Here is a 21989-nt window from a genome sequence, read left to right as displayed (position 1 = left end):
GCCGCCTTCGTTCGCGGCGCCGCCAAAGTCGCAGCCAATGTGCGCGCGCGAAGGCTGCGCCCCGCCGAAGGACCGGGATACATACAGATGCAATACGATTCCAGATGGTTTGCCGCCGTACACAGAGGATTGGAGCAGGAGTACGATCTCGCCGTCAGCTACGCCTGGCCTCACGACTACGTCGCGACGAGGGTACGCGCGAGAAACAAGGTCGCCTGGATTCATACCGACTTCAGCCAGCTTGATATGGATCGTGACATGGACGAAGCCGTCTGGAGCCGTTTCGACGACATTGTCTCGATCTCGGAGGCTTGCACCGAATCGTTTCTTCTCAGCTATCCTCGTCTGCGAGAGAAAATCAAGCTGATCGAAAATATTACTTCCCCGGATTTCATCCGAGAGATGGCGGAGCGGCAATCTGTCTCCAACGAATTGCGGAGTGACGGTTTCGCCATCGTATCTGTCGGGCGTCTCTCATATGTAAAAGGGTTCGACATGGCGATCCGGGCGCTCAAGCTGCTTCATGAGCGGGGTTTTACCGATATTTCATGGCGCGTCGTTGGTTACGGCGGGTCCGAACCGGAGCTTCGGGAGCTGATCAACGAATGCGGATTGGAAGGCAGCTTCGAGCTGCTGGGGAAACAACTCAATCCGTATCCGTTTATGAAAGCTTGCGATCTGTACGTGCAGCCGTCGCGATACGAAGGGAAAGCCGTTACGGTGACGGAGGCGCAAATTTTGCACAAGCCGGTCCTCATTACGAATTATCCTACCGCATCAAGCCAGGTTGTCGACGGCAAGACGGGATGGATCTGCGAATGCAACGCCGAAGGATTGGCGGATGCGATTGCGGAGCTGTACGCGGATCAAGAGAAACGCGCGGCGTTGGCACGTTGTCTGGAGCAGCAGGATTATCGGAATCGCGAAGAGCTCGAAAAGCTGTACGAGATGATCATCTAGGTGCGGCATCGATGGAAAGGAAGTGAAGGAATGGCTATCAAGGTGAGCGTCATCATCCCTGTTTATAATGCGGAGAAATATTTGGCGGAATGCGTGCAATCGTTGATATCGCAGACGCTGCGGGAATGCGAGTTCATCTTCGTCAATGACGGCTCGCGCGACGGCAGCCAGGCGATTGTCGAGCGGTATCAAAGAGAGGATCAGCGCATTCGGCTGATCAATCAAGAGAACGGGGGCGTCAGCACGGCCCGGAATGCCGGCCTGGAGGCAGCGAGCGGCGAATACATCGGGTTCGTGGACGCGGATGATTGGGTAAAGGCGGATATGTACGAAACGTTATATCAAGCCGCTAGGCGTTTCGAGTGCGATGTAGTCTTTTCCGATTATTTGGGAGAAATGGATGGGCGAGTCATTCAAGAACGCTCTAATTTCCCTGCGGGCAAGCTTCTGGACAAAGGTTACATATGTAAAGAGATCCTTCCCGTTTTTTTGGAATCGGACCGTTTAAATTCGGTTTGGAATAAAATTTACCGCAATGAAGTTATCCGTACAGGCCAGATCGCCTTTCCAAAAGGAATTGCTTTGGGCGAAGATGGTTTGTTTAACATGAGGGCTCTTTGCGCAATAGATAATGCTTGTTACGTTGAATATGCAGGCTATTACTACAGAGAAACGGCAGGCAGCGCAACTCGAAAAAATAAGGAACAAGGGCACTATTTTGACCGCGCCCTTCAAACTTACGTCGAGCCGCTTCCTGACAATTTTAAAACAGCCTTACATCATGTGGATATCCAATCACTTCGAGCCAAAAAGTTTATTCGTTCGTGTATCTCCTTGATCCATCACTATTATGAACCATCTAACCCGGTTCACTTTTATCAAAAAATTGCTTACGTCCGAAAGATGATTCATCACTCCGTCCTTCAGCAAGCTCTAGCGAATTATCCACCCGCTGCCCGTTTAAAAAATGGCAGGTACGAACATGTTTTTTTATTGCTAATAAGATTGAAATCGGCATTAGGTTTATACGGCGTAACTGCGTACAGCAGATTACGAAATCAAAAGACTATGGGGGGATAAACGTATGAAAATAATGATGTTTGCACATGGAGGTTCAATGAATCGAGGCTGCGAGGCCATTGTCCGTTCCTCAGCTTCTATTATTAAACAATCGATTCGCGGATCTGAAATTTATTTGGTATCCGACAATCCTTCAACCGATCAAATTATCCCTAAGCTTGATGGGGTATATGACGGCTCATCTCGTCCGCTTATGAAATATTCCTACGATTGGTTCGTCTCTTCTATACATTATAAAATTTTCCGAGATGAGTCCTTTGCCCAGGGACGGATCCATAACAACATTATTAAACATATCCCGCAAATGGACGTTTGTTTGTCGATAGGCGGAGACAACTATTGTTATGGCGAGCAACCAGGTTGGTACGAGGTAAATCGAAGGGTTAAAAAAGAAGGAAAAAAGCTTGTGCTGTGGGGCTGCTCCATCGGCGAGGAAGACATGTCGTCTGCCAAATTGGAAGATTTGAAAAGATTCGATCTGATATTGGCCAGAGAATCGTTAACCTACAATATGTTGACTGAAAAAGGTTTGAGCAATGTTAAACAGTGCGCGGACCCGGCTTTTACGATGGAGAAGGAAGAACTTGAGCTGCCGAGCGGATGGCAGGACGGGAATACGATCGGAATCAATTTCAGCCCCCTTGTTTGGAAGAGGAATCAACATTCGCGGCAAGCTGTAGACGACCTTATTCAACATATTCTGGATACGACAGATATGACTATCGCTTTAACACCGCATGTCATTCAGGAGAGTAACAATGACTACGCCGTGCTTCAACAATTTTATGAGCATTACAAAGATTCAGGAAGAATACTGCTTCTACCAGATCATTTGAATGCGATTCAATATAAAGGATATATAGCTCGAATGCGCTTCTTTATCGGGGCGAGAACCCATGCCACGATAGCCGCATATTCCAATTGCGTGCCAACGATGGTGCTTGGGTATAGTGTGAAGTCTAAGGGAATTGCCAAAGATTTATTTGGCGAAGAAAAATTGGTATTGGGCATTCAAGATATATCGGATTCCAACAAATTAATAACATCGTTCAGGGAAATGGTTTCTGAGGAAACAGTAATCAAAAAGCAGCTGCATAATGCTATTCCAAACATTCAAGCGATGTCTTCTAAAGCTGTTTATTATTTATCGGCTTTAGCGTGAGGTGTATATGAAAAAGAAGCTGTTGTTTATAATGCCTGGTCTTGGAGCGGGCGGAGGGGAAAGAAGTTTGGTGACGTTGCTTTCACAGATTGATTACGAAAAATATGATGTGGACTTATTTTTATTTAAACACGATGGGATTTTTATGAAAGCATTGCCGGAGGAAGTAAATGTGCTCAAGCACCGAGACGATTATTTGGCTTTTACTCAACCATTCATCGATTCTCTTAAGATTCTGTTCAACGCTTCCAAGTTCAGGCTTTTATTTAATCGTATTTTATTTTCTCTTAGAAATCAGTACAGAAAGGGTTCGGCTGTTACCGAACAGTCTGCCTGGCAATATTTATCCATGTCCATGGATAAACTGCAGACCAAATACGATGCGGCCATCGGTTTTCTTGAGAAAACTTCCATCTATTATTGTATCGACAAAGTTGATGCTGTCAAAAAAATCGGTTGGATTCATAACGATTACGACAAGCTTGGGATGGATGTTGGTTTTGACGGGAAATATTTCAAACAGCTGGACGAAATCGTAACAGTATCCAAGGAATGTGAGCACGTGCTGAAAAAAAGGTTTCCTGAGCAAGTTCATAAGATCAGCACCATACACAATATCGTATCTCCAAAGCTTATTAAAAAATTAAGCCGGATAACGAACAATGATCTCTATAATCGGAAAGCAGGCGAGTGTATCCTCCTTTCAATCGGCAGGCTTCACCCTCAGAAGGGTTTCGATATTGCTGTTGAAGCATGTGCCAGATTAATTGCTTACGGCAAAGCTGTACGCTGGTTTATTATCGGCGAAGGGGAGGAAAGGGAACAGTTAAGGAAAACGATCCGCAAACACAATGTAGAAGGTCAAATGATATTGCTTGGGCTTAAGGATAACCCATATCCATATATCGAGCAATGCGACATTTATGTTCAGCCCTCTAGATTCGAAGGGAAGTCGATTGCAGTAGATGAGGCGAAAATTTTGTGCAAACCGATCGTTATTACGAATTTCAGCACTGCGAGAGATCAAATTCAAAACGGTATTAACGGAACAATTGCGCCAATGAATGCGATTGATCTGGCATCGGCCATTAGCGACCTTATCGGTAACCGCGATAAAGTAAACGAGCTCTGTTTTCGATTGTCCAATGAGACGTTGGGGACGGAAGAGGAGATAGATAAGCTTTATAAGCTGGTAGGGGGTTAATCCATGAAAAAGAAGCTGCTATTTGTCATGAATCACCTTCAATGCGGCGGAGCGGAGAAAGCATTAGTTTCCTTGCTGCAGGTCATCGATTACCAGCAATATGAAGTTGACTTGCTATTATTTAAGCCTGTGGGCATTTTTCTGAAACAAATTCCGAAAGAAGTAAATGTACTCCCATCCCCCCACAATTATCAATATTTCGATATGTCTTTAAAAACAGTCGTTGTCAATTGTATGAAAAGGGGGGATATAAAAAATTTATTAGTTCGATTGTATTTAAACTTTGTAATGCAAACAGAAAAAAACGAAGCGCGGCGAGAGCAGTTGGCTTGGAGACATATTGTTCGAACGTTTTGCCGGTTGGAGAGCGAATATGACGCTGCCATTGGGTTTTTGGAGAAAAGTCCCATTTATTACGTGATAGATCGGGTGAAGGCCAAACGAAAACTGGGGTGGGTCCATACCAACTATTCTAGTCTGAAGATGGATGCGAAAATAGACGGGCCATATTTTGAAAAGCTTGATTATGTAGTTACGGTATCAGAGGAGTGTATGCAGTCGTTAAGAAATGAATTTGTCCCCTTTACCGCTAAATTTAAGATAATCTCCAATATTATTTCTCCTGCCATCATTAAAAATATGTCTATGGAGGAAACAGGTTCTAGTTCAGCGCAACACGTTGTGCGCATCGTTACGGTTTCAAGATTAAGTTATGTAAAAGGAATCGATCTAGCCATCAAAGCATGCAAACAATTGGTGGATCGCGGTTATGTAATGGAATGGGAAGTGTTTGGTTATGGAACCGAAAAGGAGTTCGAAGAAAATCACACGCTTATCGATCGTTATGGATTGCAATCGCATTTTAAATTGCTCGGGGTGGTAGAAAACCCCTATCCGTATCTGAGAAAGGCTCAAATCGTTGTGCAGCCTTCGCGTTTCGAAGGCAAATCTATTGCTATCGATGAAGCGAAAATATTAAATAAACCGATAGTCGTAACTAACTTTAGTACAGTTAATGATCAGATAAATCATGAAGTGAACGGCCTTATTGTGGAGATGAACCCGGAGGCGATAGCGGATGGTATTGAAAGATTTATCGGGGATGAACATTTAAGGAGCCGTGTCATTAGCTGTTTGTCTGCAGAAAACCTGGGTACGGAATCGGAGGTGCATAAGTTGTATGAACTTGTTAATTAGTGTTTGTATTGTGCTTGGAATAGTTTTTCTGGTCGGTGCAGTTATTCTCCTTTTGGATGTAGTTCCCTTGTTCAGGCAATGGTTGAGCAGAATTTATATTGGGAGACAACAAGATACATTGGCGTGGAGCCGTTTAATTCGACGTAAGGGGTTAACATGGCTCCATCATACTCCAGTAATGAAAATAACCGATCAGACCCGCATTACCGTGCTCGATCGTCTAAAGGGACAGTACTCCAATCCTACACTACAGGACTGGCAGCATGCGGCGCTTTTGCTAGGATTGGCGGAAGGCGAGCCGGACGATGCAGAACGTAAAGGCATACACCGCTTCTTGAACTCGTGCTTCCATTCGGATGGCAGGTGGAGAACAAAGCCGGTACATGTGGATTCCGCTATCGTTGCATATTCGTTATTTAAAACATCATCAATCGAAATAACGAGTTATCGACCCGCTTTGGATGATATGTATGATCTAATTCAAGACCATATTGGCTCGGACGGCACTGTTCAATATCGAAAAAGGATGGCGGATTACCGCTACGTCGACACGATAGGTTTTATTTGTCCCTTCTTGATTTCGTATGGATTGACATTTAATAAACCGAATGCAATTGATCTAGCATTTAAGCAGATAAGTGCTTACATTCAATACGGCATGCAAGCAAATAAATGGATTCCCTGCCACGCATACGATGTCCGGACTTTGGACCCGCTTGGCATTTATGGCTGGGGAAGAGGGATGGGCTGGTTTGCAATAGGATTAATAGACAGCTGGGAGTTGTTGCCGCCAAACCATACATATAAGCTCAAATTACAGCAATATGTGGTCGATTATGCCCGCTCGATCATGGCTTGCCAACAGCCGAACGGAAACTGGAATTGGACGGTTACCAGACGTGAAAGTCGACCGGATTCTTCTGCAACTGCAATGCTTTGCTGGTTCTTGCTCAAAGCTGCCACCATTCCGGAATTGTTTGTTTCATGCGGCGCCAGCGTATCTAAAGGCATTACTTATCTAAAGAGCGTGACTAGAAGGGATGGCGCTATCGAATTCTCGCAAGGAGATACCAAAGATATTGGCCACTATTCTACCTTGTTCGGAATCATGCCATTTACGCAAGGGTTTGCGATTCGATTGTCTAAATTCGTTAAGGATGAGGGACTAAAGGAGATTATTTATGAAGATAACAGTGTTTACGCCAACGTATAACCGTGGCTATATCATTGGGAAATTATATCAATCTCTGTGCGATCAAACTTGTAAAGAATTTGAGTGGCTTGTAATTGACGACGGCTCCGCGGATGAGACTGAGTCGTTGTTTAAGACATGGGCAAAAGAAAAAAATTCGTTTGAGATTAATTACTTGAAGGTTGAGAACGGCGGAAAACATAGGGCTATCAACAAAGCGGTGCAGTTGGCCAGAGGCAAACTTTTTTTTATTGTCGATTCCGATGATTGTTTAACGGAGGATGCAATCGCGAAGATTGTGAAATGGGAAGAAAGTTTGGAAGGAAACGGTCGTTTCTGTGGCGTGTCGGGGAATCGAGGGGCGACTCCATATCAAATGCATGGAACTTCCTTCGCAGGGGATTACGTAGATGCGACGTCGCTTGAGCGAAAAAAACTGGGGATTACAGGGGATAAAGCAGAAGCGTTTTATACCCAATTATTGCGAAAATATAAGTTTGTCGAGATAGAGGGCGAAAATTTTATGACGGAAGCAACCGTATGGGATAAAATGGCTTATGATGGCTACAAATTGAGATGGTTCAACGATGTTATTTACATTTCGGAATATTTGGAAGACGGATTGACCCGCAATGCTAAAGATGTTTTTTCTAAAAATCCTAAAGGAACGGCCTACTACTTTAAGCTGCAAATCAAACATTATCGTTACAATTGGTGGGCAAGGCTGGCTAATTACAACCTGTACTACGAGTTGGTAAAGGATAGAAATACGACAAATCAAGCGGCCAAATTTCTGGAAATCCCACTGTTCATCTTAAAGATCGCTATTCACTTGACGAAATTGAAGAGATGGCTATTTAGAGGGGTTTCCTATGGGAATTAAATATACCGTTGGAAACATAAGGCTCGCCGGCGCGATGAAGTTATGAGAACAAAAAACACACTGATCAATATATCGGCCGGGCTCGCCAATCAGCTCATTATAACGGTGCTCAGCTTCGTCTCAAGGACCGTATTTATTACCAGTCTGGGCATCGACTATTTGGGCGTTAATGCCTTGTTTACGAGCGTTCTGGCGATGTTGTCGCTTGCAGAGGCGGGAATTGGCTCCAGCATCGTATTCAACTTGTATAAACCTGTCGCGGAGAAGAATCGCCTGCAGATATTGGCCTTGATGAAGCTATACCGCAATACGTACCGTATCATCGCACTTGTTGTGACGGCGCTGGGACTTGCGGTACTGCCGTTCCTCGACCTGATCGTCAAGGGAGCCGACGTGCCGCATATCGAGCTTGTTTATCTCATTTTCCTTATTAATACGGCGGTTCCGTATTTGTTCGTCTATAAGCATTCCTATCTGAACGTCAATCAGAAGAACTATATCGTTACGGCCGTTTTCTCGATTTCATCCATTATTTCGACGGTTATCCGTATCGCCATTTTGTATTATACGGAAAATTATTTATTGTATCTGGCGGTCGACACGGTCATTACGATCGCGACCTCCATCATTTTGACGGTTATCGTGAACCGAAAGTATCCTTATCTGAAGTTCGGCAAGGCCGATACGCTGGATCCTGAGACCAAACGGAATTTCCTTCGCAATATGAAGGCGATCTTTATCCAAAATGTCGGGTCGTATTTCATTTTCGGGGTCGAGAGTATTCTGATTTCAACCTTCATCAGTATTGCCGCGGTAGGGCTGTATGCCAACTATAAGATGCTTATCGATATAAGCCGGACATTCGTCAATCAAATATTCAGCAATATGTATCATAGTGTCGGCAATTTGGTAGCGAAGGAGAGCGCCGACAAAATCTACGAGGTATACAAAGCGACGATGCTGTTGAACTTTTGGTTATATTCGATGCTCGGCATCGGTATGTTCTTGTTGCTGGGGCCTTTCATTCGACTATGGCTGGGAGACTCCTTCTTGTTGTCGGGAGCAGTCGTGCCCGTGCTTGTCGCCGCATTTTATGAACGGGGCATGCGCAATTCCATTACGACGGTAAAGACGACGGCTGGCATCTTTCACGAGGATCGTTACGCGCCTTTGCTGCAGGCAGCCATTAATCTTGGCGCTTGTCTACTGCTGGTGCGCGAGTTGGGACTCGGGGGCATATTTTTAGGAGGGTTGCTTAGCGCCATCGCGGTGCCGTTCTGGACAACGCCCTATCTGGTATACAAAAAGGTGTTTGGGAAACCTCTGCTTCATTATTTCTTAACGTATTTTGCCTATACGGGAGCGGGGTTGTTGGCATTGATCGTCGCTTATACCGTCTGCCAATTATGGGCGGCAGACACGATAGCTGCTTTACTGTTGCAGATAGCGGCTTGTTTGATCATTGTAAACTCGTTGTACGTTGTATTGTTCCATCGGACAGAGCCGTTCCGGTATTTGCGCGGCGTTGCAGTCATGCTGTTACATAAGCTGCTTCGATCCGGAAGAGGTTTCATCGGAAGGAAACGTGAACTGCAGACAAATGCCGATCATCGCAATTAGCGCTTTGTGCTAGATATCGGAATAAAGGCCCTTGATCGTTCCATCGGGACGATCAAGGGCTGTACTATTAAATAATAGTGGCGCAGATTTGATTCCAGTATAAGTTGTCTTTGTCCAGGTTTTCAACGACGACACTACCGTTGGATACTTCATTTACATATTTTCCTTCTATTTTAATTTGGCTTGGTGCTCCGCGCTTCATCCATTCATACTCCAGATCAATGTGTCCGATATCGATTGCCGAATATCCTGCAAGTCCCAGATCATAGGCGAGAACAGTAGCCGTTGGGCCTAAAGCGATTAATACAAGCACATTTCTATCGAATTTTTTTATAGTATCAAGAATCTGTTCGTATTTCGAAAAAGCATTTTCAGAAGGGCATAATATTCTGGTTATTTTTTCTGTGTTGTCAAATAAATCATTCCCGACCCCCAGTCGGCTTTTTTCTCCTTCTACAATTAAGATGGATTTGTCCTGCCAAATGCGTTTCAATAACAAACTATTTTGTTTACTCTTGTCTTTGTCTCGAAACGGTATGTAGAACCGACTGATTGCTGTATTTAAGTAGGTTCGATTTCTTCTAATAGATCGATACCATTGGAATCTGTAATTGGATAAGTGATCTTGCCAAAATGACTGATTTTCGACAGTCCGCAAGCTCAACTTCTTCGTTGAAAATACATCAGGTAAACCAATTTCAATTCGCCTTTCGTTGGAGGACAGTATTTGTTTGAGTCTGCTTGCCAGAAGCGGATTAGCTTCCTGGTACCTGATCCCTCCCCCCAATAAACACATTAGCTCGCCATCGCCAAATCGACATACGGCTTTTTTGTCGCGGATGATGGCCAACAGCGATTTTTCTACGGATAATACTTTTGGAGCGGGCCAAATAAACTTCAAAATGAATTGGTTAACTAACTTAAATGAGAAATCAATGATGGCTATAACGGCTTTCTTCATTTTCTTTTCTCCCTTGTGTTTTAGATGGATATGATTTTTATGTTGCAAATATAGTGTAGTTCATTATAAAGAACGGATCAATGCTTTATAAGATACAAAATCGCAAGTCTATGTTATGATGTTTTTGAGTGAGGACTGTAATCATAGGTGATGTCTGGAGAGGTGACAGCCCATTGAGTCTGATTAGCGTCATTATTCCGATTTATAACGCCGAAAGTCAGTTGAGCCAATGTTTGGAATCCGTACTTGGGCAATCGGAGACATCCTTAGAGGTTATTCTGGTCAATGACGGGTCGACGGACGGCAGTCTTGCAATATGCCGGCGTTATGCGTCAAAGGATAAGCGCATTCGTCTTATCGACCAGACGAGGGGAGGCAGCATAGCTGCCAGGCGGAGGGGATTGGAGAGCGCGTCTGCTCCATACATAACGTTTGTTGACGCTGACGATTGGCTGGCGCCTATGATGCTGGAGAAACTGATGAGGACTGCCCGCAGACACGACGCGGACATCACCGTTTGCAATACGTATAAGGTGCTCGGGAGTTCTGCTCTCTTTAAGCGAATGAATAAGAGTTCTTATTTCCAGGAGGCTGAGACCCTATATCGGGGGGAGACGATCCGTTCAGAACTCGTAATTTCGTTTCTGCATGGACATTCTTTCCCGGCTTTTCTGCATGGGAAGTTATACCGGAGGCAGATTGCCGCAAGCGGAGGGATACATTTAGACAAACTACGATTTTTCGGGGACGATCTATACTATAACCTGGAAATGTTTTTGCGTGCGCGTTCAGTAGCTGTAATATCCCAACCCTTGTATTATTACAGAGCAGGTGGATTAACGAGCCGGTACATGCCGGAGCTGCTGCAAGATGCGGTTGCCGGCTATCAGATTCAACAGTCGATCATCGAACAATATTTTGCCATTAATGAGAGAGACCAACATTGTGTCGGAAGCAATTTGATGTTATTGAACACTCTTAGAACCTACTTGCGAAAGATGTTCGAGGGCGGACTGAGCCGTGAAGAACGTTTGGCTTCGATCAAGGAGATGTGTCAGCATCCTGAAGTGATCGATTGTGTCAATCATGAGCCGACCGCCAGATTATGCAGAATTGATTTTGTTGAGGCAGTACGAAGGCTCGATTATGATTTTTTAGAGAAGGAAGGACGCAGGCAATACATCAGAAGCTGGTTGCGAAGCCGAACGATTTTTGTTGCTTCTGTGGTTGGTTCCATCAAGCCATTTTCTAACTTTAGCAAGAAAAAAGAAAAGGTGACTTCGTAATAGCCGGTTTCACCTCATCAATCGATTAAGGCAGGCGTGCATAGGGAGCACGCCTTTTCTATTTAGCAAATTGAGGATAACGGGCTCGAGTGATTCGGCAATGCGAAGAAAACCGAGATCATTTGGATGAACGCCGTCAACCGTGCACTCTTCATAAAGTGAATCTCCGAGCAAAGCACCTCCGTCAAGAAAATGAACGTTAGCATCGCCGGCGGTTTGCAGCCGTTGACTGTCGATTGCTGTACGTTCAGCCGTTCGATCCGAAGCTTTAGAGCGTCCGGATAGAAATACTCCGTTGCATATGGGATTTTCGATACGACAAGAATCGGAGGCGAAAGCCAATGGAGCGAATCGTCACGAATGTTTTGAACCGACATGTTGCTGTCTAGGTTTATGGCGTCGATCCCTTTTTTTTTGGCGGTTTTTAGTCATCATATACGCCTCCGTGTGTGTTAATATAACGTTAATACTGTAAAACGATAAGGTGGTTCAGATTCCCTTGAATGTGAAATCCCGAAAAAACAACGTGTTCAAACGCTTCATGGTTTCTTTTCTATTCATGTTAATCATCCCGATCGTGCTGTCCAGCTTTACCTACTACGAAGCGGTTCAAATCGTAGAGACTCAGTCCCGAGAAGCTAAGCTAAGCATTTTGGAACAAGTCCGGGATGTGCTCGATAATCAATGGGCTGATATGGACGAAGCAGCTATTAAACTATCCTTCGATTCACGTCTGATGGGGCTATATCATCTACGAGCGCCGCTTGGCAATTCTCCGGAGCTCTTCGATATTTGGAATTATTATAAAGACTTTCATTCTTCAGCGCTTACAGGCAGCGCATACTCCAATACTTTTTTCGTTGTACTAAAAAATAGCGATCTCGTGTTCTCCAAAGCTCAAATGAGCGAATCATCAAAGGCATTCTATCAAGACGAGTTTCAATACGAAGGCATGTCGTACGAGGAGTGGCGCGAGCTCCTGTACGGTAAGCCGCACTTTCGAGAGATACTTCCTTCAAGGATGATACGGACGAACGGCGAAGAGAAATCCAGCATCACTTACATGACGTCTCTTCCAATCGGCAAAAACCAAGAGGTGCAAGCCGTGGTTGTATTCGCTGTTGAGGACAAAGATATTTTGAAACTAGTCGGAATCGACGATGCTGATCATACGAACGGCCAGACTTTCGCGATCCTGGATGACAAAGGAGAGGTTGTCACGACAAGTGCGGACGCGCCTATTCCAGCAGAAATTCGTAATGCGCCTGATCAGAACGGATTTTTGCATGCAAAAATAGGCGGAGAAGATCATCTCTTTATCTATACGCGTTCGGCTTACAACAACTGGATGTACGTTGTGTCTTTGCCGATCGAGCAAGTGATGGGCAATGTCAAATACATCCGCACCATCGCACTGTCCGTCGCAGCAGGGACGCTCATCGTCGGGACGATCATTTCCATGTGGATGGCTTATCGGCACTCTAAACCATGGAAAGAAATTGTCGCAGTCCTCAGAGCGTTCTGGGCTAACGACCAGCCGGGCGGCAAGCCCGAGCAGTCTGAGAAGCCTGATGAGGTCGATTATTTGCAGACAAGCATTACCCGGTTAATCGATAATAATCAATCGCTGCAACAAATGCTGCAGCGACAAGCGGATACGCTTAAGAACGTTTTCATCGAGCGCCTGTTCAAGGGCGAATTTGAGGACCGCGTACAGATGCATGCTATGCTGGTTCATGCTGGTCTGAAAACGCAAGGGAACGGTTTTGTCATCGTTGTACTCCATATTTATAAAAATAACGAAATGCTCAATGCAGAGAGTCTGGAAGAGCTAAGCATCCTCCGAGCGTTGATTGAGGGGATCATTGATGATCATCTTCAAGACAGAGGCTACATTCACACCATGCATGAGAATGAGCTCGCCATCTTGGTTCGATCTGACGCTGCGGAAAAAGAAGCCTTTAGAAGCGATCTGCAAGACTTATTCCGTCAAATTAACCGGAATATCAAAGAGCAGTATTTGATCGTACCGATGATTGGCATTGGCAGCATCTACGAAGATCTGCTGGATGTACACTATTCTTACCAAGAAGCGAAGTTGGCTGTCACTAACAGCCATGCAACGGACAGTGATGAGACTGCCATCGCTTGGTATGCCCAAATGGCCAAAGAGCAGACCGGATATTATTATCCGACGGAAATGGAGATTCGTCTAATGAATGTCATTAAGGCGGGAAACTCCACAGAGCTCGGTCACATTTTGCAGCATCTGTACAATGAGAACTTTTTGAACCGAACGTTGTCCATAAGCATGAAGCAGCATCTATACAGCGAGTTGCGGGCTACGGAGCTTAAGCTGGAGGAAGAGCTCGGACAGCATGTTCTCGCCGAGGAGAATGATCCTAGTTTCGGACAATACATCACAGGCAACGAGCAAGTGCTGCGAGATATTTTTCTTCAATTCCATTACCTTTGCCGCACGAACGAGCGGAACAAGAAAAGCAGAAATACGCATCTTCTGGATCAAATCATGGCTTATATAAACGATCACTTTCAGAATCCAAACATTAACTTATACGCGATTGCTTCTCATTTTAATTTATCGGAGTCCTACTTGTCTCAGTTTTTCAAAGAGCAATCTGGGGAAACATTCAGTTCATATCTGGAAAATCTCCGCATTTCACTTGCGTGCCGATTAATAGAACAGGGTTCATTATCCATTGATAATATTGCGGTGCAAGCAGGTTATAATAGCACGCATTCGTTCCGGAGGGCGTTCAAAAGGACGATGGGAGTATCTCCATCGTCCTTTAAGGAAATGAAAGGTTAGCTGTTATTCGCCTTGTTGTAGGCATCCGTACGCAGCTTCACAACTTCCGCCAGTCCGGCTTTGTCCGCAGCGTCCATGAATTTCTTCCAGTCCGCGTCATTGGACGGGTCGAGCGCATCCGTAATGAATTTCAGCCAGTATTCGTCCCGCACACCGTTCAGTGTCGTTTCAAGCCCAAGCAGTTTCTTGCGATCGGCGTCGCTTAATTGGAGGATTGGTTCGATTGGTCCGTAATAGTTAGGCTTGGTTGGGATGACCTCGCTCATCTCCAACTTCGTTTTGTTGAAGGTTTGGTCAAAGTCTTTATAAGGTCTAATAAACCCGCCTAATCCGATTCCCCCGATATTGATGCCGTAGTTCGCCAGTTTGTTGCCCTCCGCCTGAGTAGGCGTGCTCATCGTTGGTAAGAAAGTGGGGGTACCTTCCTTCATTTCGTACGTAACCCCTTCCTTGCCGTACGTATACCAGAGCTGCCCTTCATCCGAAATGGCCCAATTCAAGTAATCAAGCAGACGGTCAACTTTCTCCTGGCTTATACCTTGCTTAATAGCCGGACCCCAGAAGGAATAATACGATTCTTTTTTGTAGATTGTCTTGTTCGGGTCATTGGTCGGATGGTCGAAATTTTCAACCCACGCCCATTTGACGTCAGGAGCGGCAGTCTTTTGCTGTCCTTCCATAAAGGATGGGTCGTTGATCGTTTGTGCAATGACGTGATTGCCTTGCGCAATCAGTTTGTTCGTCTGGTCGGATGTAGCTGTCGCGAAATCCTTCATTAGTAAGCCATTCGTATACATTTTGTTTAAAAATATAAGAAGGTCGCGACTTTGATCGCTAGCAAGCGGATAGGCATAGAATTGTTTGGTCATAGGGTCCACGTAGGAGTTCCAGGTTAGCAGAAGGTCAGGGAATCCGAACATTTGGAAGAACGTGCTGACAGCCCACAGCGGTGACGAAGAATTCCCTGGCGATACGAATGGAATTAGACCCGTTTTGTCTTTAATCGTTGTGAGGGTTTCGATCATTTCATCCGGCGTTTTCGGAAACTCCAATTCATATTTGTCAAATAGATCCTTGCGATATTGCCATGCGTTCTGTACTGGAATCGTCCGCTTGTTAGGTAAGAAATACAGCTTGCCATCGGAGAAGCGCGTCGACTTGAATACAGTATCCCATTCCTCGTCGCTCCAAATTTTCAGGTAGTTAGGCAGTTTTTCCTTGATTTCGTCCATTTCAAACGGGCGTAGATACCCCGCTGACATCCATTCGATCGATTTCCATTGATCTCGGGAGTAGGGGATGAACTCAGGACCGTCTCCAGTGGAGAACAGAAGTGTCGTCTTAGTCGGCCAGTCGTTGCGGCTATAGTCCTCTGCCTTGAAAACAAGGTTGAATTTCTCTTTCAGCATCTTCGCTTCCAAATCATCGATGACATTCGAGGTATCCAATATCGCTCTGGACACGGTAATCGTCAGTTCCTTGTCGTATTTGCCATTGGATGCGGTAGCTTCAGCAGTCGATGATGTTGACGGCGATGTTGACGGTGCGTCGTTGTTCTTGGCACAGCCGACGACAAGTGAAAGAGACAGGATCAAGGTTAGCGCGAACGTAAATGACTTTCTTTTCATGTTTACTCCCCCTAGGCTTCGTGAGTTATGAATGTTCAACCTTTTAACGAACCAATCATGACGCCTTTGACAAAATATTTCTGAATGAATGGATAAAGGATCATCATCGGCCCGATGGACACGAACAGCGTGGCGTATTTTATCGACGTTATATCGGTAGAAGCCATCTCGTTGGCCGATACCTCGCCCGCCTTAATCGATTGCATGAGCAGCTCGGAGCGGATGATGATCGATCTCAAAACCATTTGCAACGGATATTTATCCGTATCTTTCAAGTAAAGCAACGAGGAGAACCAAGCATTCCAATAGTTTACCGCATAGAAGAGACCGATCGTAACCAACGCCGCCATCGATAAAGGCAGTGTGATGCGGAAGAAAATAACCAAATCGTTGGCTCCGTCCAAGTAAGCGGATTCATTTAATTCTTCAGGAACCGCTTGGAAGTATGACCTCATAATAATAAGATAATACGTCGATACTGCCGTTGGCAAAACAATTGCCCAGATTGTGTCGTACATTCCCAAGTTTTTCACCAGTAAGAAGTTGCTAATCATTCCGCCGTTGAAAAACATCGTGATTAGAATGAACACCATGTAGAATCGTCGCAGCGTCAGCTTTTTTCGCGAAAGGGCGTAAGCGAGCGAAGTCGTTAGCAGCATACTGATGGCGGTTCCCAGCGTCGTATAGATGACGGAATTTAGAAAAGAGTGAGGAACGGTTTGGGCTTCCCAGATGAGAAGGTATGCTTTTAATGTAAAATCAACCGGGAACAACGATACTTTGCCCATGTTGAAAGCTGTCGGGCTGCTCAGAGACGCGGACAGCACATAAAGAACGGGGTATATCGTTGCGATTAGAACCACAATCATGACAGCATGAACGACGATGTCCAACAATTTAGACGATAGCGATTGATCTCGGATCATTGAATCACCCCCTTTACGTTTAGAATAGGCTGTTGTCTGTCGTTTTCTTAACGAACCAGTTGGCGGTCAGCAGCAGCGCGATATTAATAAGCGAGTTAAAAAATCCAACTGCCGTAGCGAAGCTGTATTCGCCGAACTCAAGGCCGCGCCGGTACACGAATGTGCTGATCACATCCGATACTTCGTATGTGAGGGGAGACTGCATGAGCAACACCTTGTCCGCCCCTAGCGACATCATTTTACCAATCTGGAGCAGCAGCATGATCATGACAGTAGGCTGGATAGCAGGCAAAGTAATGTGCCAGATCATCTTTACTCGGCTTGCCCCGTCAAGCGAGGCGGACTCATACATATCCGGATTCACGTTCGTCAAGGCGGCCAGGTAGATGATTGCGCCCCATCCGAGCGTCGTCCAGATCTCGGAAAGGATGTATAACGGCCTGAACCATTCCGATATCCCCATGAAGTTGATCGGTTCTATATGGAACACTTTTGTGAGCAGCATATTAAACGGGCCGTCCTGAGGGGAAAGGAACATGAACAGCATCCCGATAATCGCTGGCAATGAGATAAAATGCGGTAAGTAGCTCACCGTCTGTACGAATCGCTTATAGAAGTTTTTTCGTATCTCGTTAAGCAGGATTGCAAACAAGATTTGCAGAGGAAAAACGATCAATAATTCGAGAAGACTGAGTAGCAAGGTATTGCGGATGACCCGCCAAAAATAGATATGCTGAAAAAATGTCTTGAATTGATCGAAACCAACCCAAGTGCTGCCCCACACCCCTTTCATAGGCTGAAAATCTTGAAACGCGATTAGAATGGCATACATCGGCGCATAATTGAAAATCAAATAAAACAGAACCCCGGGCAGTGCTAATAAATGAAGATACTTTGAACGCTCCCACCCTTTTTTGAATGACGATGCCCAGCGGCTCCGCCTCTTGATAGGAGAATTGGTAAGAGGCGCTACTTGATTCAATGCATTCAACTCCTTCTGTTTTATTTTTTGCCTTTGCACTAGATGCACTAGAGGCCGCAAGTCCTTTATGGCGCTTTATAGCGGTTTCGGGATTCGCGTTGCATCTCAATTTTTACATGGCATCAGAAGGACGAACAAGGTACATCTCATAAACGGAGTACTTTTCATTAGATTTAGTGAAATGAAAGCGCTTTTCTAAGATATTGTACGGTATCCGATGCAAATGGAACTTGTGAACACGCGGATGCCGAAGTAAGATCGGATGCAATGGAGTGGACTGTAATCGTTAATCGTTTATATGCGATGCATTTGCACTCTATGTATACTCCTTTAGTTGAAAGGGGGGCGGTAAGATGGAATGAAACGGGGTTTCTTCAGTAATGAAAGGGGTTTCTACAGTAAGGTATAAACCGTTTGGAGGAGGATCTTAATGAGGAAAAAATCAATAGCTTTGCTAACCGCACTATTGCTTGCTTTGCAGCTCCTTCCATCTTTTCCGGCAATGGCTTCGTCGATCGGCATCAGCAATCTTACCCAGAACAACCTGTGGTACGATCCTATTACCTACGTCGTAGACGACGATCTGCAGACCGGAAAGGAAATGTACGTCAACGATCCTTCCACGACATTTTCCGACATAGGTTCTTATGCCAGTTTATCATTTATTCAAACGAGCGGAGGAACAAATCATAAGAACGAACCGACCAATCCATTCCTCACGTTCGAGATTGACCAGGATGCCACGATTTATGTGGCCATGCATGCTGATAACGCTTCGACGGATCCGTTCAACTCCGATTACTGGCTGACCCCGCAATATGGTTGGACGTTTACTGGAGATACGATCGAAACCGAAGTCAGAGACGCAGACGGCATCGTCACGACGACAGACATCTACCGCGTCTATTCACGTACCTACAAGGCGGGAACTGTCGCTTTGGGCGGGAACCAGGCTACGGGGCACATTGGTTTTGGTCGGATGTATTCTGTACTCGTCGGACCTGCAGTAGGCACGCCGCTGGATCCGCCTTCGCTGCCGCCAAGCGTAATTCCAGGAACGATTCCCGCTTTCCCCGGGGCAGAAGGCGGCGGCAAATTCGCAACGGGCGGACGCGGCCAGGACGTGTACTATGTCACGAATCTGAACGATTCCGGCCCAGGCTCGTTCCGCGACGCGGTCAGCCAGAGCAACAGAACGATCTTGTTCAAGGTGTCCGGGACGATCGCGCTGGAATCGATGCTCTACGTAACGTCCTCCAATCTGACAATTGCTGGACAAAGCGCGCCAGGGGACGGCATTACTTTCAAGAAGCATTCGGTTGTGTTCCAAGGCGATAACCTGATTGTTCGATATTTGCGCTTCCGAACGGGCGACGAAGCAGGCGTCGACATGGATGGCGTTACAGGTCGGCATCGCAAGCAGATCATTTTCGACCATATTTCGGCGAGCTGGGGAACGGATGAATCATTTTCCTTCTATCAGAACGTCGACTTCACGCTGCAGTATAGTACAATTGGCCCGACAATCGTGAAATCCAACGTGGAGGGCAAAGGATTCCACGGTTATGGCGGAATATGGGGCGGCGATAACGCCACCTTCTACTACAACCTGCTCGCCCATAACGACAGCCGCAATCCACGTTTTTCCGGTAAATCGCAGGACGTGCGCAACAATGTGATTTACGACTGGGGCTATAAGAGTATGTACGGCCAGAGCGGGCAAGGCAACATGGTCAACAATTACTACAAGGCCGGGATCAGTACTCAAAACGAAGATCGAATGGCTGAAACGGATGTGGTTGATCTTAATCCGCCGTATAGTTCAAGCATCGCGCTCACCGGCAACAAGATGGTTCATCGGGACGGCAGCTTGTCCCCCAACAGCGATCCGAACAACTTCGGCGGTATCTATAAGAACCCGCAGATGTTCGTCAGCACCCCGTTCGAAATGCCGAATCCTTCACCGCAAGATAGTGCGGACGTGGCTTACGAGAAGGTGCTGAATTACGCCGGCGCAAGCCTCAAGCGCGATGAAGTCGACCTCGAACTCGTAAACGACGTTATTAACGGAACGGGAAGCGTTATCTATACTGCGAACAATTTATCGGCAGAAGATCAGGCAACCCTTGACGCTAAACATGCGAAGAAAGTAACGCTGCAATGGCCGGTGTTGCAAACGACTGAAGTGCCGGCGGATACGGATGGCGACGGGATGCCGGATGTATGGGAGCTGGAGCATGGATTGGATCCGAACAGTGCGATGGACGGGAATGGCGATTTCACCGGCGACGGATATACGAATTTGGAAAAATATCTGAACGAATTAACGATTGGGACATTTCCGGAAGGTGTCGTTCCCACGGTACCGAAGACTATCGTGAACGGAGCGCCTGGCGATGTGCAAGCACAAACGTTGGACAGAGATTCGATCCGACTCAAGTGGACACCTCTGGCAGGAGCAAGCGGGTATCATGTCTATCGGGCAGCCAGCCCCTACGGCTCGTACACAAAGCTGACGACCACGGCGCTAACTGCTTCTACATTCATCAATAACGGATTAACCTCCGGGGCCCATTATGCTTATAAAGTGACAGCCGTTACGTCTGGCGGAGAATCCGCCTTGTCGCTGCATGCTGCGGCCACGACAAAAGAATCGTTACAACCGCTTAGCTTTGATTTCAACGATGGAACGAATGGCGATTCTTATTTTGCGCCAGCTGAATGGCCGATAGCCTGGACGATATCGCCTACGCCGAGCAACGCTGACAAAAGCTTAAGTGTCGCGCCTAATGCGATAGGGACGTTCACGTACGACTTCACATCGACAGGAACGACTTCGCATCTCCAGTTCGATTACATGCGCGAGGCGAACTTCGATCTGGATAAACTTCTGATCTATACGGGGACGAACTTCCTTGAGACGGTGTCGGATTCGGTCTACGGATTGCGTTACCGTTTAGGGACGACGTCCGAATACCGCAATCTGATCCCAGGCTTTCAATTGAATCAATGGTATACGATAGCGATCGATCTTGATTTTGCCGCGAATACGGTGACGTTCCGCACCGGGCCAAAAGGTGGGCCGCTGACTATACAGGCGCAGGAATCGTATGCGGGAGCAAGTTCCAAAATCAGTGCTATCCGCATCTACAATCAGCGCTCGAGCGGTAACGTATACTTCGATAATGTGATGTCCTGGAATGGGCCGGCCGAACCATCCGGTGTCGCGGTCCAAGCTAGAAGGAATGAAGCCGCACTCAGCTGGAATGCAATAAGCGATGCCGAGACTTACGCGATCTACCGGTCGGAGAACCCGGAAGGACCGTACCGTAAGCTGGAAGTCGGAGCGATCACGGATCCCTATTACCGGAATAAAGGGCTGTTATCGGATACGACTTATTACTACAAGATCAGCGCAATTAACGCAGAGGGCGAATCGCCCTTGTCGGCTCCCGTGCAAGTGACCGTTGGCGGCCAATCCTCAGATTTGGTTGTCGATTTCAATGACGGTACAGTAGGTCAGCCGTATTCTGCCTATCCTACCACCTGGCCGGCGCCTTGGCTGGTTGCCGCAGTGCCAAGCAGCGAGAATCGCAGTTTGAGCGTTGCGAACGGAGCGACGGGCAACTTCGTCTATAACTTCATGGCCGAGGGGCCGACTGCGCGCTTCAGCTTCGACTACATGCGAGAAGCGAATTTTAATGGCGACAAGATTTTATTGTATACCGGGACCAACTTCGTGGAGCTGCAGACGGATACGGCAAACGGTCTGAAATACCGGCTGGGCACGAGCAGCACATATCGCAATCTTCTGCCCGGTTATAGCTTGAACACCTGGTATACGGTAACCATCGAATTCGATTTTACGACGAATACCGTAACGTTCCTAACGGGACCGCAGGGCGGCACGCTGACACAGATGGCTCAGGAATCTTATACGGCAGCCAGTCCCCGAATCAGTGCCTTCCGCGTCTACAGCCAGCGATCGGCAGGCAATGTGTACTTTGATAATTTCGTAGTGAATCGAATTTAATCCAATGGCTGCTACACCATTCAATAATCTTTAGGATACTAAGGG

Annotated in this window: 16 protein-coding genes; 11 read left to right on the top strand and 5 right to left on the bottom strand. The window is 46.3% G+C overall.

The genetic code is table 11. The annotated features are described in order from the left end of the window. The 8 genes from PAT3040_RS11130 to PAT3040_RS11095 form a co-directional block, all read left to right on the top strand. A partial coding sequence (locus PAT3040_RS11130; RefSeq protein WP_108992708.1) for a glycosyltransferase occupies positions 1–960 on the top strand: 960 nt, incomplete at its 5' end. Between the two features lie 30 nt (positions 961–990). After that, positions 991–2040 carry a glycosyltransferase gene (locus PAT3040_RS11125; protein ID WP_108992707.1) on the top strand — a complete coding sequence of 350 codons (1050 nt, stop codon included), beginning with the start codon at positions 991–993 and terminating at the stop codon, positions 2038–2040. A gap of 4 nt (positions 2041–2044) precedes the next feature. Further along, positions 2045–3202, top strand: coding sequence for a polysaccharide pyruvyl transferase family protein (locus PAT3040_RS11120; RefSeq protein ID WP_108992706.1), 1158 nt, complete (start codon positions 2045–2047; stop codon positions 3200–3202). Positions 3203–3209: 7 nt separating this feature from the next. Further along, positions 3210–4406, top strand: coding sequence for a glycosyltransferase (locus tag PAT3040_RS11115; protein WP_108992705.1), 1197 nt, complete (start codon positions 3210–3212; stop codon positions 4404–4406). Positions 4407–4409: 3 nt separating this feature from the next. Continuing rightward, the gene (locus tag PAT3040_RS11110) at positions 4410–5603 is read left to right on the top strand and encodes a glycosyltransferase (protein ID WP_108992704.1); all 1194 of its coding nucleotides are present in this window, start codon (positions 4410–4412) and stop codon (positions 5601–5603) included. Continuing rightward, positions 5587–6816 (top strand): glycoside hydrolase family 88 protein, encoded by a 1230-nt coding sequence (locus PAT3040_RS11105; RefSeq protein WP_108992703.1) that lies wholly within the window; start codon positions 5587–5589, stop codon positions 6814–6816. Before PAT3040_RS11110 ends, PAT3040_RS11105 begins: the two co-directional genes overlap by 17 nt. Then, positions 6785–7678: a glycosyltransferase family 2 protein gene (locus PAT3040_RS11100; RefSeq protein WP_108992702.1), complete on the top strand. Its 894-nt coding sequence runs from the start codon at positions 6785–6787 to the stop codon at positions 7676–7678. Before PAT3040_RS11105 ends, PAT3040_RS11100 begins: the two co-directional genes overlap by 32 nt. A 42-nt stretch (positions 7679–7720) precedes the next feature. Further along, on the top strand, positions 7721–9298 hold the full coding sequence (locus tag PAT3040_RS11095; protein ID WP_108992701.1) for a lipopolysaccharide biosynthesis protein: 1578 nt from the start codon (positions 7721–7723) through the stop codon (positions 9296–9298). 67 nt (positions 9299–9365) lie between these two features. Here the strand turns inward: PAT3040_RS11095 and PAT3040_RS11090 are convergent, their stop codons facing one another. After that, entirely contained in the window at positions 9366–10259 is an 894-nt protein-coding gene (locus PAT3040_RS11090; protein ID WP_108992700.1) for an SP_1767 family glycosyltransferase, read from the bottom strand. Positions 10260–10432: 173 nt separating this feature from the next. Here PAT3040_RS11090 and PAT3040_RS11085 point away from each other — a divergent pair, with 173 nt between their 5' ends. Next, on the top strand, positions 10433–11545 hold the full coding sequence (locus tag PAT3040_RS11085; protein ID WP_181376554.1) for a glycosyltransferase family 2 protein: 1113 nt from the start codon (positions 10433–10435) through the stop codon (positions 11543–11545). 9 nt (positions 11546–11554) lie between these two features. Here the strand turns inward: PAT3040_RS11085 and PAT3040_RS39930 are convergent, their stop codons facing one another. Beyond that, positions 11555–11887: an SGNH/GDSL hydrolase family protein gene (locus PAT3040_RS39930; RefSeq protein ID WP_108992698.1), complete on the bottom strand. Its 333-nt coding sequence runs from the start codon at positions 11885–11887 to the stop codon at positions 11555–11557. 163 nt (positions 11888–12050) lie between these two features. Here PAT3040_RS39930 and PAT3040_RS11075 point away from each other — a divergent pair, with 163 nt between their 5' ends. Beyond that, positions 12051–14375: a helix-turn-helix domain-containing protein gene (locus PAT3040_RS11075; protein ID WP_258234938.1), complete on the top strand. Its 2325-nt coding sequence runs from the start codon at positions 12051–12053 to the stop codon at positions 14373–14375. Here the strand turns inward: PAT3040_RS11075 and PAT3040_RS11070 are convergent. The 3 genes from PAT3040_RS11070 to PAT3040_RS11060 are packed head-to-tail and all read right to left on the bottom strand — an operon-like array spanning position 14372 to position 17911. Next, the gene (locus PAT3040_RS11070) at positions 14372–16003 is read right to left on the bottom strand and encodes an extracellular solute-binding protein (RefSeq protein WP_108992696.1); all 1632 of its coding nucleotides are present in this window, start codon (positions 16001–16003) and stop codon (positions 14372–14374) included. The two genes, PAT3040_RS11075 and PAT3040_RS11070, sit on opposite strands and share 4 nt — an antisense overlap. Positions 16004–16038: 35 nt before the next feature. After that, on the bottom strand, positions 16039–16929 hold the full coding sequence (locus PAT3040_RS11065; protein ID WP_087566680.1) for a carbohydrate ABC transporter permease: 891 nt from the start codon (positions 16927–16929) through the stop codon (positions 16039–16041). Between the two features lie 19 nt (positions 16930–16948). After that, positions 16949–17911 carry an ABC transporter permease gene (locus tag PAT3040_RS11060; RefSeq protein WP_258234937.1) on the bottom strand — a complete coding sequence of 321 codons (963 nt, stop codon included), beginning with the start codon at positions 17909–17911 and terminating at the stop codon, positions 16949–16951. A 430-nt stretch (positions 17912–18341) separates the two neighbouring features. Here PAT3040_RS11060 and PAT3040_RS11055 point away from each other — a divergent pair, with 430 nt between their 5' ends. Next, positions 18342–21944 (top strand): fibronectin type III domain-containing protein, encoded by a 3603-nt coding sequence (locus tag PAT3040_RS11055; protein WP_108992695.1) that lies wholly within the window; start codon positions 18342–18344, stop codon positions 21942–21944. The last annotated feature ends 45 nt before the right edge of the window (positions 21945–21989 follow it).

This window comes from Paenibacillus agaridevorans, assembly GCF_003112455.1.
GTDB classification, from domain to species: domain Bacteria; phylum Bacillota; class Bacilli; order Paenibacillales; family Paenibacillaceae; genus Pristimantibacillus; species Pristimantibacillus agaridevorans.
Note: the sequence above shows the minus strand (reverse complement) of the source record. Positions and strands in the feature narration are given on the sequence as shown.

Bases quoted from the DNA above. Each gene is read 5' to 3' on its own strand.
- PAT3040_RS11105 (WP_108992703.1), top strand. From the start codon at position 5,587: ATGAACTTGTTAATTAGTGTTTGTATTGTGCTTGGAATAGTTTTTCTG.
- PAT3040_RS11090 (WP_108992700.1), bottom strand. From the start codon at position 10,259: ATGAAGAAAGCCGTTATAGCCATCATTGATTTCTCATTTAAGTTAGTT.
- PAT3040_RS11070 (WP_108992696.1), bottom strand. From the start codon at position 16,003: ATGAAAAGAAAGTCATTTACGTTCGCGCTAACCTTGATCCTGTCTCTT.
- PAT3040_RS11095 (WP_108992701.1), top strand. From the start codon at position 7,721: ATGAGAACAAAAAACACACTGATCAATATATCGGCCGGGCTCGCCAAT.
- PAT3040_RS11055 (WP_108992695.1), top strand. From the start codon at position 18,342: ATGAGGAAAAAATCAATAGCTTTGCTAACCGCACTATTGCTTGCTTTG.
- PAT3040_RS11100 (WP_108992702.1), top strand. From the start codon at position 6,785: ATGAAGATAACAGTGTTTACGCCAACGTATAACCGTGGCTATATCATT.
- PAT3040_RS11115 (WP_108992705.1), top strand. From the start codon at position 3,210: ATGAAAAAGAAGCTGTTGTTTATAATGCCTGGTCTTGGAGCGGGCGGA.
- PAT3040_RS11065 (WP_087566680.1), bottom strand. From the start codon at position 16,929: ATGATCCGAGATCAATCGCTATCGTCTAAATTGTTGGACATCGTCGTT.
- PAT3040_RS11110 (WP_108992704.1), top strand. From the start codon at position 4,410: ATGAAAAAGAAGCTGCTATTTGTCATGAATCACCTTCAATGCGGCGGA.
- PAT3040_RS11125 (WP_108992707.1), top strand. From the start codon at position 991: ATGGCTATCAAGGTGAGCGTCATCATCCCTGTTTATAATGCGGAGAAA.
- PAT3040_RS11120 (WP_108992706.1), top strand. From the start codon at position 2,045: ATGAAAATAATGATGTTTGCACATGGAGGTTCAATGAATCGAGGCTGC.